At 53.6% G+C, this 17,399-nt stretch carries 15 protein-coding genes and 1 tRNA gene; 4 read left to right on the forward strand and 12 right to left on the reverse strand.

Annotation, left to right across the window (positions count from 1 at the left end; translation table 11 throughout):
• Nucleotides 1-69 precede the first annotated feature (69 nt).
• Nucleotides 70-157, reverse strand: a tRNA-Ser gene (locus tag OEZ10_12565).
• An 86-nt stretch (nt 158-243) separates the two neighbouring features.
• A complete protein-coding gene (locus OEZ10_12570; GenBank protein ID MDH5633813.1) occupies nt 244-1,305 on the reverse strand; it encodes a cyclic nucleotide-binding domain-containing protein in 1,062 nt (353 codons plus the stop codon).
• A gap of 172 nt (nt 1,306-1,477) precedes the next feature.
• On the opposite strand from OEZ10_12570, the gene mltF reads away from it, so the two are divergent.
• Nucleotides 1,478-2,872 carry a membrane-bound lytic murein transglycosylase MltF gene (mltF, locus tag OEZ10_12575; GenBank protein MDH5633814.1) on the forward strand — a complete coding sequence of 465 codons (1,395 nt, stop codon included), beginning with the start codon at nt 1,478-1,480 and terminating at the stop codon, nt 2,870-2,872.
• 21 nt (nt 2,873-2,893) lie between these two features.
• On the opposite strand, the gene tadA is transcribed toward mltF, so the two are convergent.
• From tadA to guaB, 3 genes are all read right to left on the reverse strand, one after another.
• Complete coding sequence (tadA, locus tag OEZ10_12580; GenBank protein MDH5633815.1) at nt 2,894-3,355, reverse strand: tRNA adenosine(34) deaminase TadA; 462 nt, start codon at nt 3,353-3,355, stop codon at nt 2,894-2,896.
• A gap of 12 nt (nt 3,356-3,367) precedes the next feature.
• Complete coding sequence (gene guaA / locus OEZ10_12585; GenBank protein ID MDH5633816.1) at nt 3,368-4,942, reverse strand: glutamine-hydrolyzing GMP synthase; 1,575 nt, start codon at nt 4,940-4,942, stop codon at nt 3,368-3,370.
• 130 nt (nt 4,943-5,072) lie between these two features.
• Entirely contained in the window at nt 5,073-6,530 is a 1,458-nt protein-coding gene (gene guaB / locus OEZ10_12590; GenBank protein MDH5633817.1) for an IMP dehydrogenase, read from the reverse strand.
• 193 nt (nt 6,531-6,723) lie between these two features.
• Here guaB and OEZ10_12595 point away from each other — a divergent pair, with 193 nt between their 5' ends.
• From OEZ10_12595 to OEZ10_12605, 3 genes are all read left to right on the forward strand, one after another.
• Nucleotides 6,724-7,011 carry a SoxXA-binding protein gene (locus OEZ10_12595; GenBank protein ID MDH5633818.1) on the forward strand — a complete coding sequence of 96 codons (288 nt, stop codon included), beginning with the start codon at nt 6,724-6,726 and terminating at the stop codon, nt 7,009-7,011.
• Between the two features lie 122 nt (nt 7,012-7,133).
• Entirely contained in the window at nt 7,134-8,516 is a 1,383-nt protein-coding gene (gene xseA / locus OEZ10_12600; protein MDH5633819.1) for an exodeoxyribonuclease VII large subunit, read from the forward strand.
• The gene (locus tag OEZ10_12605; GenBank protein MDH5633820.1) at nt 8,513-9,346 is read left to right on the forward strand and encodes a peptidoglycan DD-metalloendopeptidase family protein; all 834 of its coding nucleotides are present in this window, start codon (nt 8,513-8,515) and stop codon (nt 9,344-9,346) included. The genes xseA and OEZ10_12605 overlap by 4 nt, the downstream gene beginning before the upstream one ends.
• 29 nt (nt 9,347-9,375) lie before the next feature.
• Here OEZ10_12605 and OEZ10_12610 read toward each other — a convergent pair whose 3' ends face one another.
• The 7 genes from OEZ10_12610 to OEZ10_12640 all read right to left on the reverse strand — a co-directional run bounded on the left by OEZ10_12610 (nt 9,376) and on the right by OEZ10_12640 (nt 17,397).
• Entirely contained in the window at nt 9,376-10,608 is a 1,233-nt protein-coding gene (locus tag OEZ10_12610; GenBank protein ID MDH5633821.1) for a serine/threonine protein kinase, read from the reverse strand.
• Between the two features lie 138 nt (nt 10,609-10,746).
• Nucleotides 10,747-12,171: a ribosome biogenesis GTPase Der gene (der, locus tag OEZ10_12615; protein MDH5633822.1), complete on the reverse strand. Its 1,425-nt coding sequence runs from the start codon at nt 12,169-12,171 to the stop codon at nt 10,747-10,749.
• 29 nt (nt 12,172-12,200) lie between these two features.
• Complete coding sequence (gene bamB, locus OEZ10_12620) at nt 12,201-13,349, reverse strand: outer membrane protein assembly factor BamB (protein ID MDH5633823.1); 1,149 nt, start codon at nt 13,347-13,349, stop codon at nt 12,201-12,203.
• A 1-nt stretch (nt 13,350) separates the two neighbouring features.
• Nucleotides 13,351-13,992 carry a tetratricopeptide repeat protein gene (locus OEZ10_12625; GenBank protein ID MDH5633824.1) on the reverse strand — a complete coding sequence of 214 codons (642 nt, stop codon included), beginning with the start codon at nt 13,990-13,992 and terminating at the stop codon, nt 13,351-13,353.
• A 15-nt stretch (nt 13,993-14,007) separates the two neighbouring features.
• Nucleotides 14,008-15,288: a histidine--tRNA ligase gene (hisS, locus tag OEZ10_12630; protein ID MDH5633825.1), complete on the reverse strand. Its 1,281-nt coding sequence runs from the start codon at nt 15,286-15,288 to the stop codon at nt 14,008-14,010.
• Between the two features lie 10 nt (nt 15,289-15,298).
• Nucleotides 15,299-16,420: a flavodoxin-dependent (E)-4-hydroxy-3-methylbut-2-enyl-diphosphate synthase gene (gene ispG, locus OEZ10_12635; protein MDH5633826.1), complete on the reverse strand. Its 1,122-nt coding sequence runs from the start codon at nt 16,418-16,420 to the stop codon at nt 15,299-15,301.
• Between the two features lie 14 nt (nt 16,421-16,434).
• Nucleotides 16,435-17,397, reverse strand: a complete 963-nt coding sequence (locus OEZ10_12640; GenBank protein MDH5633827.1) for a DUF4115 domain-containing protein — start codon at nt 17,395-17,397, stop codon at nt 16,435-16,437.
• Nucleotides 17,398-17,399: the final 2 nt, after the last annotated feature.

The following is a 17,399-nucleotide window of genomic DNA, read 5'->3' on the forward strand; positions in this document are numbered from 1 at the left end:
GTTCGAATACCTGCACACATCACCAATCAAATAAAAAAGACCCCGCAAGGGGGTCTTTTTTATTTGGTCTGGCGGAGAGAGAGGGATTCGAACCCTCGATACGTTTCCGTATACACGCGTTCCAGGCGTGCGCCTTCAACCGCTCGGCCATCTCTCCGGGTTCCCGCCCTGTCAACGGGGCGCGCTAGGGTAAACCAACCGCCGAGGCAATATCAAGCCAAAAGCGAAGCCGGGATCGGGGAATCAACTACCGGCAGCTTTTCTCAGGCTTTGCAACCCACCCTGAAGGACATATACCTCGTAGCCCCGCTGGCTCATGAGAAAGGCAGCTACGCTGCTTCTGAGGCCAGTCTGGCAGCACAAAACATACTTTCGCCCAGGATCCAGTCCCGACAGGACTCGTCGCAAACGATACAGCGGGATATTTTTGGCCACCTTCAAGGCTCCTTGGGCGAATTCGTCCTCGGTCCGCACGTCAATCAGGCCGGCGCCTTTTTTCAACAACTGCTCGGATTCAGCGTGGCTCGCCATCTTGGTCAGCGACGGCTTCAGCAGTTCATCGAAATCCGACTTGGCCAAACGCATTACGCGACAGTTCTCCATGGCGATCACACTGGCATTTCGCGGGGCATTGGATATCAACGCCTCTTCGCCGAACACGTCTCCCGGTACCAACTTGGCCAATACATGAATTTTCCCGTCGGCACTCTTCCGGGAGACACTAAAGCTGCCTTCGCGGATAATGTAGTAATAATCACCCGGCTCACCTTGCCGGATGACCGCCTCGCCGGAATCAACCTCGCATTCCTCGAAACGGCTGAAAACCTCGGTAAAATGTTCGGCGGGAAGCTGCTGAAACGTATCACGACGCATCAACTCAATCATCCATTCGGAGTCAAAATCGCCGCTGACTTCCGATACCTCGATACCGTCACCCGAATACGCTTCGCTGTCGCTCATCTGGTTCATTGCCAGTATCCGGTCGAGAGCCAGGCTGTCGACGGAGGCAATTTTTACCGTACTGAGGGCCTTACCTGTAAATTGCCGAGGCTTGAGCTGGGCGATGGCATACCGGGCAGTTTCAGAACCGGATTCAATGGTTCGCACCGCCTTGTTTGCCCGTGACGTGAGCTCTACCACCCCTTCCAGCAGAAAAATTGATGCCGAATCAGCATCGCCTTCCTTGAACAGCAGGTCGTTTTTCCCCAGTTCCAGGATTGCAACTTCCTCGAGCAAGACCTGAAAGTTTGCCTCTCCGAGGCTGCATATCGGTACACACTGGCGAAACCATTCGCTTTCTGACACGTATGACCTTTCTGTATGGCTGGTAGACAGGTATGCGCGGAAGTCTAGCACAGGAAACCTTTTGCCCAAGACAGCTGCGTTTATTCATAATCTGTTTGAAGCGGTTATACTGGAAACGGGAGGGGTTGATAATGCAGGGATACAGACAATTATTGCCAGGAACTGTGCCGGCATGACGCAGCGCGCCCTCCTGCTCTTGACGGTACTCCTGGGTTCCTGCACCCCGCAGGAACCTCCGACCCTGCTCAAACAAATTCAGGCCAGCGGCGAAATTGTCGTCGTCACACGCAACAGCGCCACTACCTACTACGAGGCTGCCGAAGGCGCGGCCGGGCTTGAACATGATCTTGTCCAGGCCTTTGCCAGGGAGTTGGGGATCAACGCCAGATTCGTGATCGCAGAAAATGAATCTGAGGTCATAGACAGCCTGGTAACCGGAAATGCCAACATGGCTGCCGCCGGGCTTGCCAGGAGCAAGGAACTCGAACAACTGGTCCAGTTTGCCCCGTCATATCAAACCGTCAAACAAAAACTGATTTACCGTATCGGCACCCAGCAGCCTACATCCGTTGATCTGCTGAATGGCAAGCATATTGAGGTTCCGGCAAACTCCCGCTACGCACGCAGTCTGCAACATTTGAAATCCAGATATTCCAAATTGAGCTGGACCGAAAGCCCGGACAAGGATACTGAAGAATTGATCAGCCTGGTTTCCGATGGCCTGCTGGAATATACCATTACTGATTCACACATCTACCGGCTCAATCGCCGCCACTACCCCGATCTCCGCTCGGCAATGGATATCAGCACCGCCGAGAGGCTGGCGTGGGCATTTCAGCTTCACACTGATGGCAGCCTGGTTGAGGCGGCGACAAATTTCATCAACGCTTACAGCAAGAGTGGCGATCTCGCTCGCTTGCTTGAACGCTACTATGGAGCAGCGTTGCGATCAAACCCGGTCAACATGACCGTATTTCATCTTCGCATTGAAAATCGCCTGCCAAACTACCAGGATCTTTTTGAAAAAGCCGGCGCCAGGCATAACCTGGACTGGCGCCTGCTGGCTTCCATCAGTTACCAGGAATCATTCTGGAGTCCGCAATCGGTTTCGTATACCGGCGTACGCGGGATCATGATGCTGACCCGGGACACGGCGCGCGAAGTTGGCGTAGCCAACCGGCTCGACCCTGAGCAGGCCATTGAGGGCGGCGCGCGATACATACGCAAGCTGATTGACCGCATTCCGACCCATATTCCCGAACCGGATCGCGTATGGCTTGCACTGGCTGCCTACAATGTCGGATTCGGTCACGTGGAAGATGCGCGCGTACTCACCGAGCGCCTGGGCGGCAATCCGGACAAATGGAGCGATGTCCAGCAACGGTTGCCACTACTGTCACACCAGAAGTACCACAAGACCACCACCCACGGTTACGCTCGAGGTGTTGAGCCGGTTCAGTTTGTCAATCGTATTCGAAACTATTACGAAGCACTGGTAAAGATAGACGAAGAACAGCAGAACAGCGATCAAAACAAGGCGATACAACTGCGGGCACCGGCAATCTGACAGAACGCAGTCGGCCCAGGACTAGCGACGGAGGCGAAAGAATTCCTGTAACAATACGGCAGACTCATTGGCGAGCACGCCGGACGAAATTGTAATGCGATGGTTCAATTGCTGGTGATCAAGCAGATTCATGATACTGCCACCGGCGCCGGCGCGCGGATCCTTGGCGCCAAATACAACCCTGTCCACACGCGCATGCACCAGCGCACCGGCACACATGGGGCATGGCTCCAGCGTGACATACAGCGTGGTACCGGCAAGGCGATAGTTATCCAGCGACCTGGCCGCCTCTCGCAGAGCAATAATTTCAGCGTGTGCGGTTGGGTCGCGTAACCTGATCGGCTGGTTCCAGCCTTCGGCGACCAATTGATTGTCCATTACCAGCACGGCGCCTACCGGTACCTCTTCCTGGTCCCGAGCATGTTGTGCAAGTCCCAGCGCATGACGCATCCATGCTTCGTCGTCAATCGTTGCTACGGACATGGGCGACCCGGATCACTCCCATTCTATGGTTGCCGGAGGCTTGCCGGAGATATCATAAACCACGCGACTGATACCGCGAACCTCGTTGATTATTCGATTGGAAATTGTGCTGAGCACAGCATAGGGAATGTGGGCCCAGTTTGCAGTCATGAAATCAATCGTTTCGACCGCACGTATGGCAACAACGTATTCGTATGCTCGCGCATCGCCGACGACTCCGACCGACTTTACAGGCAAGAACACGGTGAATGCCTGGCTGGTCTTGTCATAGAGGTCATGACGATACAGTTCTTCCATATAGATGGCATCAGCCTGGCGAAGAATATCGGCGTATTCCTTTTTGACTTCACCGAGGATACGCACACCGAGACCCGGCCCGGGAAACGGATGGCGATAAACCATTTTATGAGGCAAACCCAGTGCATCACCAAGCCTGCGCACTTCATCCTTGAATAGCTCACGCAAGGGTTCAAGCAGCTTGAGTTTCATGTGTTCAGGCAGGCCACCGACATTATGGTGCGATTTGATTACGTGAGCCTTGCCATTCTTGATCTGTGCAGACTCGATAACATCCGGGTAGATTGTACCCTGCGCAAGCCACTGGCCATTACTGATCTTCGCTGCCTCTTCCTCGAAGATGTCGATGAAAAGGTTGCCTATAATCTTGCGCTTTGCCTCAGGATCAGCAACTCCCTTTAGCTTGTCGAGGAATCGATCCTCGGCATCCACACGAATCACCTTGACGCCCATATGCTCGGCAAAGGTTTCCATTACCTGGTCACCCTCATGGAGACGCAGCAGGCCGTTATCAACAAAAATACAGGTAAGCTGGTCGCCAATAGCCTTGTGCAGAAGTGCCGCCACTACTGACGAATCAACGCCGCCGGACAGGCCGAGTATGATTTCTTCATCGCCAACATCCCGGCGAACAGTTTCAACAATATCGTCAATAATGTTGCCCGGCGTCCACAGGCTGTCGCACCCACATATCTCGTGAACAAAACGTTCGATAATTTCCTTGCCCTGGAGGGTGTGCGTGACTTCGGGATGAAACTGCAATCCGTAAAACTTGCGCCCTTCATCGGCAATAGCCGCAAGCGGAGCATTACCGGTTCCGGCAATAGCAACAAACCCGTTCGGCATTTCGTCGACACGATCACCATGACTCATCCAGACATCAAGCATCGGCCTGTCATCCTTGCCATAGCTGTCAACGATTCCTTGCAGCAGTGCAGACGGCTCAAGCAAGGAAACCTGTGCGTAACCGTATTCCTTCTTTTCCGAACCACTGACCTTGCCACCCAGTTGTGCCGCCATGGTCTGCATGCCATAACAAATACCCAGAACCGGCAGCCCCATTTCAAATACCATGGCTGGTGCACGCGGCGTTTGCTCCAGAGTGACCGACTCCGGCCCACCTGAAAGCACGATACCCCTGGGCTTGAATGCAGTAATGGCGTCATCAGCCATATCGTAAGGATGTATTTCACAATAGACACCGGCTTCACGCACACGACGCGCGATCAGCTGTGTGTATTGCGAACCAAAATCAAGAATCAGTACACGCTGTTCATGTGGATTGGTCATAGCTGTATTCCGGAATACCTGTTCAAGTTTTTATGATCTGATTTTGTCGTATCACTAAACAAAACACCCGTACACAGTCGACCTGTGTACGGGTGCCTCGCATACCAACAATGTCCGAATTACCCGGCAACTAACGCTGATAGTTTGGCGCTTCCTTGGTAATGGTGACGTCGTGCACATGGCTTTCCGCCATGCCCGCACCGGTGATACGCACAAACTCGGCCTTGTTACGCATGGTTTCGAGATCCGGACAACCTGTATAGCCCATGCTGGAACGCAAACCTCCCATCATCTGGTGAATAATATTGGACATCGGACCCTTGTAGGGCACGCGTCCTTCAACACCTTCTGGTACCAGCTTGTCCGGGCTCTTGGTGCCATCCTGAAAATAGCGATCACTGGATCCTTCGGACATGGCGCCCAATGATCCCATGCCGCGGTAGCTTTTGTATGAGCGACCCTGGAAAAGCTCGACTTCACCAGGCGCTTCTTCTGTGCCCGCCATCAAGCTGCCGACCATGATGGAGTACGCTCCCGCCGCAATCGCCTTGGCCATATCGCCCGAATAACGAATACCACCGTCTGCGATCAGCGGGATACCGGTACCCGCCAGGGCCTGTGCCACGTTTGCGACAGCGCTAATCTGTGGGACACCGACACCGGCAACGATACGCGTGGTACAAATAGATCCGGGACCGATACCGACCTTGACTGCATCCGCGCCGGCTTCGGCCAGCGCCTTGGCTGCTGCGGCAGTAGCAATATTGCCGCCAATCACCTGTACGCCAGGATAATTCTTTTTCACCCAGGCAACGCGGTCCAACACGCCCTGGGAATGGCCATGAGCCGTATCTACCACGATGACATCGACATTGGCTTCTACCAGTGCTTGCACGCGTTCTTCGGTGCCGGCACCCACGCCTACCGCTGCGCCCACCAGCAACCGGCCTTGACTATCCTTTGCCGCGCTGGGGAATTCGCTGGATTTCTGGATGTCTTTGACCGTAATCATGCCTTTCAGGCCAAAATTGCCATCTACCACCAGAACTTTTTCTATACGGTGCTGGTGCAGCAGACCAAGAACCTCCTGGCGGGAAGCGCCTTCGCGCACCGTCACCAGGCGATCTTTCGGAGTCATGATATTGGCCACCGGTTCATCAAACCGGTTGGCAAAGCGCAGGTCGCGATGAGTCACAATACCGACCAGGTTATCGCCGTCGGTTACTGGTACTCCCGAAATATTATTGGCCTGGGTCAACTCCAACACATCCCGAATTGTCGCATCAGGGCGAGTCGTAATCGGGTTGCTGATGACGCCGGCCTCATATTTCTTGACTCGCCGAACCTGGTCAGCCTGCTGCTCGGCAGTCATGTTTTTGTGAATAATTCCCATACCGCCTTCCTGGGCCATACAGATGGCTGCACGCGCCTCGGTAACCGTATCCATGGCCGCAGAAACCAATGGGATATTCAGGGAAATATCACGGGTAAGTTGGGTTTTAAGGGACACATCTCGGGGAAGGACGTCGGAATGTGCCGGTACTAGTAGGACGTCGTCAAACGTCAGGGCTTCTTGTATTACTCGCATAGCCTATTATACAGAGGTACCCGGGGGGCCGTAAATACCCTGCCCAAAATTCTGTCAAACGGCGTCCCGAGCGGCAACAATGGAATAATCCACCGGTTGACTGCGTCCTCTGAGTAATTTAGTGTCTTTTCACTAGATCGATACTATTCAAACTAAAACTAGCCGTGACACCATCTTAGGAGGATTACACCCAATGAAAAAGTCATTGATTCTCGCCGCTGCCATGCTTGCCTTGGGAGGTTGTGCAACCTCCCCTGACCCGAGTACTGTCATTGCAGAAGCAGAAAACGAAATCAAGGTAGCCAAGAAAATGAACTACCTGTGGCGTGATACCGAGAAACACCTCGAAGGCGCCAAGAAGGCACAAGCCGACGGCGACAACGAAAAAGCCAACAAGCTGGCCAAAAAAGCGTTGAGCGAGGCCAAGCTGGCGCAACAGCAGGCAAAGGACAACGCCGGCGCAGGACCCAACTTTAACTAGTACTGAATTTGGATTCTGGTTAATGCTGTAGCGCAGCACCGAAAAGCCGGGCCAATGCCCGGCTTTTTTATGGGCACCTGCAGGATATACTCGTTAGCCGCGATAATCTGGCAGTAAATCGAATGTCACATACCAATCTCGATCAATTGCTGGGCCAAGGCGGCCCGGAGATCTACAGTGTAAGCCGTCTCACCCGGGAGGCTCGCGCCCTGCTGGAAGCCAGTTTCCCGGCGATCTGGGTGGAGGGCGAAATATCCAACCTGGTCCAGCCAGCGTCCGGACACCTTTACTTCACTCTCAAAGACGACGGTTCCCAGGTCCGTTGCGCCCTGTTCCGCGGTCGCGCACGAAACCAGCGAGTAGTAATGCGCAACGGTGGCCAGGTCAGGCTGCGCGCCAGGGTCAGCCTTTACGAGGGTCGCGGCGAATTCCAACTCATTGTCGACATGGTTGAGGCAGCGGGTGAAGGCCAGCTTCAACAGGCCTTCAACAAACTCGTGGCCACGCTCAAGGCCGAAGGCTTGTTTGAACCGGCGAGAAAACGCCCCCTGCCGACAATGCCCGAACGAATTGGCGTCATTACCTCTCCTACAGGGGCCGTCATTCACGACATTATTACCACGCTCGGTCGACGGTTTCCGGCCATCCCGATCAGGTTGTTCCCGGTTGCCGTTCAGGGCGACGAGTCTGTGCCACAATTACTGGCGGCCATACGTGCGGCGACATTACGCCGGGATTGCGATGTTTTGATTATCGGTCGTGGTGGCGGATCACTCGAGGACTTGTGGTCATTTAATGACGAAGCCGTTGTTCGGGCACTGGCCGAATGCCCCATCCCCATTGTCAGCGCTATTGGCCACGAAACGGATGTCACCATTGCCGATTTTGTCGCCGACGTTCGGGCACCCACGCCTACAGCTGCTGCCGAAATGTTGAGCCCCAGTCGACTTGACCTGACCCGGGGTCTGGACAGGCAGATGATGCGACTGACCCGACAGATGGAATACAGGCTGGGACACCTGCAACAAACGCTGGATCATCTCGCGCACCGGCTGATTCACCCGGAAACCAGGCTCGAACAACTTCGGCAAAAACTCCAGCAACACCACGAAAAAATCATGTCATCCATGCGTTCCACACTTCAACAGAGAAACCTGCAACTAAGTCGGTTGCAGGGCCGTTTCGGTAGCCAATCCCCGGCATCACGTTTGCCACAGCTGCGCGTTCGTGGTCAGGCCGTCACATCAAAACTGGTTTCGGCAGTTCGGCATCACCTCGAGCGCGCCGAAAATCGTCTTGCCAGCCGGGCCAGGCTGCTCCACGGCATCAGTCCTCTGGCAACCCTTGAACGCGGCTACAGCCTCGCCGTGGCGCCCGAAACCGGTGCAATCATTCGTCGACCGGAACAAGTGCAAACCGGCGATATTATCGAAAACCGCCTTGCCGGTGGCCGCATTACCAGTTCCGTTATTTCAACAGACAGCACCAAGCCTGATCCGTCATGATGTTACATCTCTGCCGATTTATTGCTCCTGTTCTGTTACTTGTGCCATTGGTCTCGATGGCACAGGGCAATACCGTTCTTCCCGGTAATCATCCGTTCCCCGGTGGCTTGGTATCAATCAAACTCGATGGCTCCGGGGATTCGCGCCCAAAGGCATTTTTTGGTAACAAGCCTCTGCTGGTTATCAAGGAGAACAATGCCTGGTATGCCGTGGTCGGCATAGGACTGAAGACCGAACCGGGCGAGCACCGTATATCGGCGATAACAACTGGTGATCAAAAACTGGATTACGCGTTTACCGTTACACCAAAGAAATACCCTGCGCAATATCTCAAGGTCAAACAGAAGCGTTACGTTGAACCAGACAAGAATGACATCAAGCGCATTCTCAAGGAAAAGCAGGAAATTACAGAAACGTTGTCAGCGTTCAGTGAACTGCAACCATCAACATTGAAAATGAAGCGCCCGGCCAATGGTCGACTGAGCAGCCGCTTCGGGTTAAGGCGGTTTTTCAATGGTCAGGAACGAAGTCCGCATACCGGGCTGGATATTGCAGCAGGCAACAAGGCCGTCATTCGGGCGCCCCTGGATGGCAAGGTAATTCGTGTGGCCAACTATTTTTTCAGCGGCAACATAGTCTTTATAGATCACGGCCAGGGCCTGATATCAACCTATGCCCATTTGCATCGCGCCCTGGTCCGGGAGGGGCAAAACATCAAAACCGGCGAGAGAGTCGGAGAAGTGGGTGCCACCGGCAGAGTGACCGGGCCACACCTCCATTGGAGCGTATACCTGAACCAGGAGAAAATAGATCCGGCATTGCTGTTATGACAATAGCTCGACAGCAATGAATTTATCTGTCAGAACCGGTTCAGCAGTGCGCCGAGATCGGAAATCATCTTCTTCAGCTTGTGCAGCCACTCGCGAAAATCCGGTCGCGGAATATCAATATCATACAACCCGGCCTTGTACAGCCACTGCTCGACGATACGAAGCTCAGGCCACTGTTGAACAAGCTGCGGCCAGAAGTAATATACAGCGTACGCTGCGGCAACCAGGAACAGCACAAAATACAACAGCTTTCTGGACGAGCTTGCGCCGGAACCTTTTCGCGATGAAATCTTGATTTGCCTTGTCTTTTCCTTGAACTCTTCCTTGCTTTGCACCTGCAAAGCCGGGTTCGCAATCGGCCTTCCCCTGCCAAGCATGGCATCCTGTAGCGCTCGCGCGGACTTCGGGCGATCGGTAGGATACGCCCGCATCGCCCAGTCGATACATTCTAGTATGCGCTTCTGGTAACGACCCTCTCCAAACTTGACCGCCGGCGTCAGCGGGTCCACCTGTAACTTTAATATGGTCTGGTAACGCTCGAGACCGCTGGCCGGTCGCTTTCCGCGTATACATCGATACATGCTCGCGCCCAACGCGTAAATATCGGTCCACGGACCCTGTTCACCCTGTCCGGGATATTGTTCCGCGGGAGCATAACCTGGGGTCAGCACCACTTTCTCCAATCCATGTGAGCTCATTGACTGCCTGGCCGAACCAAAATCTATCAGCATCGGCGAGCCATCCTGGCGCAGGTAGATATTGTCCGGCTTGATATCGAGATGCAGCAACCCCGCCTGGTGTACCGCATCCAGTCCATTAAGTATCGGCAGGTAGATACGTATCAGATCATTTTCATCCAGGCGATTGTTGTGCTGCTTGAGATAATCACCAAGACTCTGGCCTTTTTCGTACTCCATGACCATGTACGCGGTGCCATTGGCTTCCATGAATCGCAATACCCGGACAATATTGGGATGCTTGAACCTGGCAAGCGCCTGGGCTTCGGCAAGAAAGCGTTTCAGGCCCCACTGATAATCCTTTACTGCTTCACGTGAGTCCAGGTTGGGGACAATCTGGGTTTTACCCGACGCACGAGCAGCCAGTTGATGAGGAAGATACTCCTTGATGGCCACCAATGAACCAAGCGATGTATCCCGGGCAAGGTAGGTCATGCCAAAGCCGCCCTGGCCGAGATTGCTTTCAATCTCGTATTCCGCCAGGTGATGACCACGCGGCAAGGCGCTTGGGTGATATCCGCTCATGTATTTATTATCGTTTTGTCCGGCTGTGGGTGTGTTACATGTCTCGACTAACGTCGCTTTGTCTTCATTCTATATAGTGTATACCAGCGCTAGTGTATACCATATTCGATGGATTTTTTATTGTTTATAATCATCGTTTTATCGAATCCTTCGTTTTTGGCTGCGCCGTTTTTTTGCGCGCTTTTCCTGTTCGGCCTTGCTCGGCTTTCTGCCTTCAAACGGATTCTTTCCTTGCCTTAATTCAATTCTCAGCGGCGTACCCAGCAGTTTGAATGCCTCCCTGAATGTATTGACGAGGTACCGTCGATAGTGCTCCGGCAGGGCGTCCACCTGGTTTCCGTGAATGACAAAAGTTGGTGGATTCTTTCCTCCCTGGTGCCCGAATTTGAGCTTGATTCTCCGACCCCTGACCATCGGTGGCGGAGTTTTTTCCACCGCCCTGGACAATACAGTATTTATAGCTGAAGTGCCTATGCTCTGCATTGCGGCCGTATAGGCCTGGTTTATGGATTTGAACAGTGGCCCAAGCCCCTGCTTCTTCAATGCCGATACATAATGTGACTTGGCAAATGACATAAACGGCATTCGCCGAAGCATTTCATCCTTGATATCCTGGCGATCCTCGGATTTCACCTTGTCCCATTTATTAACAATAACGACAACTGCTCGACCGCGCTCCAGTATGTAGCCGGCCAGCGACGCGTCCTGCTCGGTAACCCCTTCACTGCCATCTATTACAAGCACAACTATATTGGCTGTATCAATCGCTTTCAGTGTCTTGATTACCGAAAATTTTTCGAGCACATCGTCGATTTTTCCACGACGACGAACCCCGGCTGTATCCACCAAGGTATACGGTTCATCGTTGTGCCTGAATGGTATAAAAATGCTGTCCCGCGTCGTGCCGGGCTGATCAAAAACAACAACGCGCTCCTCACCGAGCAAGGCGTTCACAAGTGTGGATTTGCCGACATTGGGCCTGCCGACGACTGCTATACAAGGCCCTTCGATCTCACTCTCATCTTCCTGTGTTTCGAACAGGGACTGGTCGATCACTTCTTCCAGGGCATACTCGACGAGCTGACGTACACGATGTCCATGGGAAGCAGAAATGGTGACCGCCTCACCAAAACCCAGCTCAAAGAAATCCGCCGCAACTTCAGCTGGATTTAGTCCTTCAGTCTTGTTGGCAACCAGCACTACCGGCACGTTGCGCGTTCGCAACACCTGCGCAATTTCCTTGTCGAGTGGACTCTGGCCTTCACGCCCGTCGACAATAAAGAAAACCACGTCAGCCTCTTCGATTGCCTGCAAAGCCTGGCCCGAGACGATATCGGCGATTGCTCCCTGGTGCTCCGAAAGCGATGTCACTTCAGGATCAACAATTCCGCCCGTATCAACAACAATAAATTCATGCCCCGCCTGCTGACCGGTGCCATATTGCCGGTCGCGCGTAAGACCTGGAGCATCCGCGACCAGGGCGTCGCGCGCACGTGTCAGCCGGTTGAACAGGGTCGATTTCCCGACATTGGGCCGACCCAAAAGAACTATAACGGGTTTCATTCTGGTGTTGCGACAACAGCTGGCTATACTCAATGCCAGCGAATAGCCGCAAGGTCTCCATCAGTGTTGCTGACAAACAACAGGTCATTCGATGTTATCGGCTGATTGACAATAGCGCTGACACCGACGCGATGTCGCGCGACCAGGCTGCCATCACGACTGTCCAGCCAATGCGTGTATCCATCATAGTCCCCGGCAACTATATAATTGCCGGCTACAGCGGGACCGGTCAGGCGCCGTCCCCGCAGTTTTTCCTGTACCCAGACTACAGCACCTGACTCCTGGTCATACGCACGGACAACGCCGTGTTCATCAGATACGTATACATTTATCTTGTCAGCCGACATGGCTTGCACACTTGATACGGATTTGGACCAGCTTTCTCGTCCATTACGCATATTCAGCGCTACCAGCTTACCCTGGTAATTCACGGCAAACATCCTGATACCGGCAACCAGTGGTGGCGCATCAACATCAGCAAGGCGCTGTACCTGGTTACGACCCTTGGGATAGGAAACCGGGCGCTCCCACAGCAATCTTCCGCTATCAAGCTTTACCGCTACCAGCATACCGCCGCCAAAGCCGGTCACAACAACGCCCTGAAAAACAATCGGAGTACTGGTGCCACGCACACTCAGAGCCGGTTCACTGCGCTGGTAAATCCAGTTCCGCGCACCCGTTTTTTCACTAAGCGCAATCAACTTACCATCGACTGTCTGAACAATAACCTGCCCGGATTCGACAACCGGTGCCGCCAGAACCTCGCTGTTAACAGCCTGCTTCCAGACAATGCTGCCATCTTGCCTGGATAGCGCAATCACCTCGCCATCAGATGTTACAGCAAACATCAGGGACTCGCCCAGGCCAAGGCCGGCAGTAATTCCCATGCCGATATCTCTGGCCCATATTCTGTCGCCGCGGGATCTTTCGTACGCAGCCAGGTCACCGTCCGCATCAACAGTAAACACAGCGCTGTCGGTTATAGCCGGCTGGATGCTGGTAGACCGGTCAACATCAACACTGAAAAATCTGCGCCACGTCTCACTTATGCGAACTGATGCATCAAGGTTAACCAGTTCTGAGGGATCTTCCATATTGCTGGTGCTGAACGAACAGGCGACTTGTGACAACAGTAACGCGATCACTCCAATGAAACCGTACTTGCGACCGAAGGACATCTTAGTTCGCTCCCAGGTTTGCAAGCTTCATCTTCACGATGCGCATGTATTCAGGATTTGACGATGCATGTTTCACTGCCTCTGTGTATGCGGCACGCGCCGCTCCCCGGTCACCCCTGGACAACATCAGGTCTCCCCGCAACTCGGCATAATCGGCTTCAAACCCGCTAATCCCGGTTGCATCTGCAATGACAGCAAGCGCCTTATCGGTATCACCACCGGCTTCCAGAACCCTTGCCAGGCGAAGTCGTGCTGCATTCTTGACACCATTGTCATACGTAGAATTCATGGCCGCCTCCAGATGCCCTGCTGCCTTGTCCTTTTCGCCGGCATCAAAGGCAATTCGGGCAAGTAACAGGTTGGCGAGATCACTGTAGGCACTGCCGGAATGTTTCGAAACCAGATCTGCAGCAAGATCGCGTGCCCGGTTTATATCTCTTGATTCATAAGCCCTGAGTACCTGGGCATAGACCGCAGAACCGGATTCGGCTTGTTCCAGCTTGTGAGATTGCCACCACTTGTTGCCGGCAATCAGGGAGCCGCCCAGCACAACACCCACCACGATCGATGGTCCATAATTCTTCCACCAGCGTTTTAACGCTTCGACCTGCTCTTCTTCTGTATGATCTATGTTCAATGACATGGTTCCTGCCCTGCCTCAATTTTCCAGTAATGGTTTTATTCGTTTTTCAAGCTCATCGGTGATTGCGTCAACTGCAATTACCTCCTGTTCGCCGTTGATTCGAAGGTCTTTCAGTGCAACCACGCCACGATTCACCTCTTCCTCCCCGAGAATCATGGCAAATCGTGCTTCGCTTCGATCAGCCTTTTTCATCTGTCCTTTCAAACCACCGCCGCCACAGTTTAACTGTGTCCTGAATCCGGCATCGCGCAATAATTCTGCCAGTTTCATGCCTTCTTTTTCAGCCAGTTCACCAAGCATGGCAATGTACACATGAGGCTTGATGTCTGCCCTGGGTGTGTCGGCAAGCTTGAGCAACTCCACTAGTCTCTCAATACCCATGGCAAACCCGATTCCCGGCGTTGCCTTGCCGCCCAGGTGCTCGACCAGACCATCATAGCGGCCACCGGCACACACGGCGCTCTGCGCGCCCAGCTTATCCGTTGTCCACTCAAAAACCGTTCGCGAATAATAATCTAGGCCTCGTACCAGCCGCGGATTTACTGCGTAGCCGATACCCGCATCATCAAGGTAACGCGTCAGTCGTGTAAAATGTTCACGTGATTCATCATCCAGATGATCCGAGAGCAACGGTGCATCAGCCACAATCGCCCGTGTCTGCGCATCCTTGCTGTCCAGGATGCGCAGCGGATTCTTGTCAAGCCGGCGCAAGCTGTCTTCATCAAGGGCATCCCTGTGGCACTCGAAGTATTCCACCAGCTTTTGGCGATAGACTTTGCGCGCTTCCGGTGTACCAAGCGAGTTGATTTCCAGCGTCAGGCCATCAAGCCCGAGTACCCGGAAAAACCGCGCCAGCAGCATAATCAACTCGGCATCCACGTCGGGGCCGGGCATACCGAATGCTTCGACACCAATCTGGTAAAATTGCCGGTAACGGCCTTTTTGCGGACGCTCATGCCGGAACATGGGGCCGATATACCAGAACCGCTGTACCTGGTTATAAAGCAGGCCGTGCTCGATACCGGCCCGAACAACACTGGCCGTACCTTCGGGACGCAGACTCAGGCTGTCACCACTACGATCCTCGAAAGTATACATCTCCTTCTCGACAATATCGGTGGCGTCACCGATGGATCGACTGAACAATTCGGTTTTTTCGGCGATGGGAAAACGTATTTCGCGATAACCGTAGGCATGCACGGTATCGCGTGCCACCTGTTCTACAAACTGCCAGATTGCCGCCTCTTCCGGCAACAGGTCATTCATGCCACGAATGGCCTGGACTGATTTGCTCACGATATCTCTCTCAACCCGCTTGCTTGATTGTGGACACGGGAATGGTATTGACCCTGTTCTTTATGTAATGGCGAATCTCGCGCTCAAGCTCATCAATCAACATCTCGTCCGTTACTTTCTTGTCGGCAACGCCATTTATATACAAAAGATTCGGTGTACCGCCGGTAATACCGATCTGCGCCTTTTTTGCTTCTCCCGGCCCGTTTACTACACAGCCAATTACGGCAACATCAATGGAATCCTGGATATCTTCCAGCCGCTCTTCCAGCGCATTGACAGTCCCGATTACATCAAACCGTTTTCTTGAGCAGGTTGGGCAGGCTATAAAATTGATCCCGCGCTTACGCAGGTGCAGGCTCTTCAGAATATCAAACCCGACCTTTACCTCCTGAACCGGGTCCGCTGCAAGCGATACGCGCAATGTATCGCCAATACCCTCAGCCAGCAGCATACCCAGACCAATGGCCGACTTGACAGTACCAGAGCGAAATCCACCGGCCTCGGTAATACCCAAATGAAACGGCTGGTCGATCTGGCCGGCCAGCTTGCGATAGGTTTCCACCGTCATGAACACATCAGACGCCTTGACGCTGATCTTGAAATTCTGAAAATCAAGCTTGTCGAGAATATCCACGTGGCGCATGGCAGACTCGACCAATGCATCCGGGGTTGGCTCACCGTATTTTTCCTGCAAATCCTTTTCAAGCGAACCGGCATTCACGCCAATCCTGATTGGTATTCCCTTGTCCTTTGCGCAATCAACAACCGCACGTATACGCTCTTCCTTGCCAATATTGCCCGGATTGATGCGCAGGCAATCCACGCCGAGCTCGGCCACTCTAAGTGCGATCCGGTAATCAAAATGGATATCAGCGACCAGCGCCGTATCAACCTGCTCGCGAATGCGGCCAAATGCCTCGGCCGCATCCATGCTGGGCACGGACACACGCACAATGTCTGCACCGGCAGCTGCCAGTGCCTGGATCTGCGCCACCGTGGCCGCAATATCCTCAGTGTCGGTATTGGTCATACTCTGCACACTTATTGGTGCATCACCACCAACCGCAATCTTGCCCACAAGTATCTGGCGGGTCTTGCGTCGTTTTACTGGCTCAGGGGTATAGGCCGACACGTACAAAACTCCCGTTAGTTAAGCGTAAACCGGGCAATCATGCCCCGGCGATGCGGTGCAATATCAAAGTCCTTGCCGTTATAGACAAGCCTGACTGCCACCGCGTTTCCAATAAATACATTGAACGGCGCTTCACCATTCAATGAAATCACTCGCCCACCGGAGACTGTTTCATAAACGAGACGTTTGCCGCTGTTATCGCGCACATCAAGCCATGAATCAGCGTCCAGAGAGAACACCAATTGCGCTGAACCGGGTACTGCACTCTGCGCCTGGGACGCAGCGGTTTCAGCTTTTTGCTGGAGCGTCGGCGTAACTTGCTGAGCGTTCGGAGCAACCTGCGCCATTGGCTCTGCCGGTTTCGGCTGTGGCACTACCGGGGCGGTTTGCGGAACAATAGCCGGGTCAAGAGGTAATACCGGATTTGCATCTGCCTGGTCAGTGACTGCACCGGTATCAACAACGCTGCCGTCTGCGTCCGATAAAGGTGATTGGCCTGGCTCAACAGTATCCGTATTTCCCAGGCGCTCTGAAATTGTTGGCGCCACTACCGGCTGTGCCGGCCTTCTTTCATCAGAACCATTAAACAGGAAAATCACCAGCACAATAGCAATAACCGCAACAACAGCACCAATCGTCATCATCTGTTGCTGACTGGTGGCCACGGCGCCGGCCTTCACTGCCGCCTGAACCGGTTCAGCCTGCTTTTTTTCTTTAGCCTGCTGCGCCTTGAATGCATCAACCAATGGCCTGTCATCAATTCCAACCAGCAGCGCATAATTGCGGATGTAGCCACGCACATAGGGTGCTTCGGGCAAACCCTTCCAATCATTGATCTCCAGGGCCTCGATCTGCTTCGTTGACAAGTGCAAGCGATCTGCAACCTGCTCACGGCTCATCCCGGCCTTCTCCCTGCCCGCCGCCAGGCTTGCTCCCGGCTCTGTGGTGTCAACCTGATAATCGTTATGTTGTTCCATTT

The sequence above is a fragment of the Gammaproteobacteria bacterium genome (genome assembly GCA_029880545.1).
Taxonomy (GTDB): domain Bacteria; phylum Pseudomonadota; class Gammaproteobacteria; order Acidiferrobacterales; family SZUA-150; genus JAOUOD01.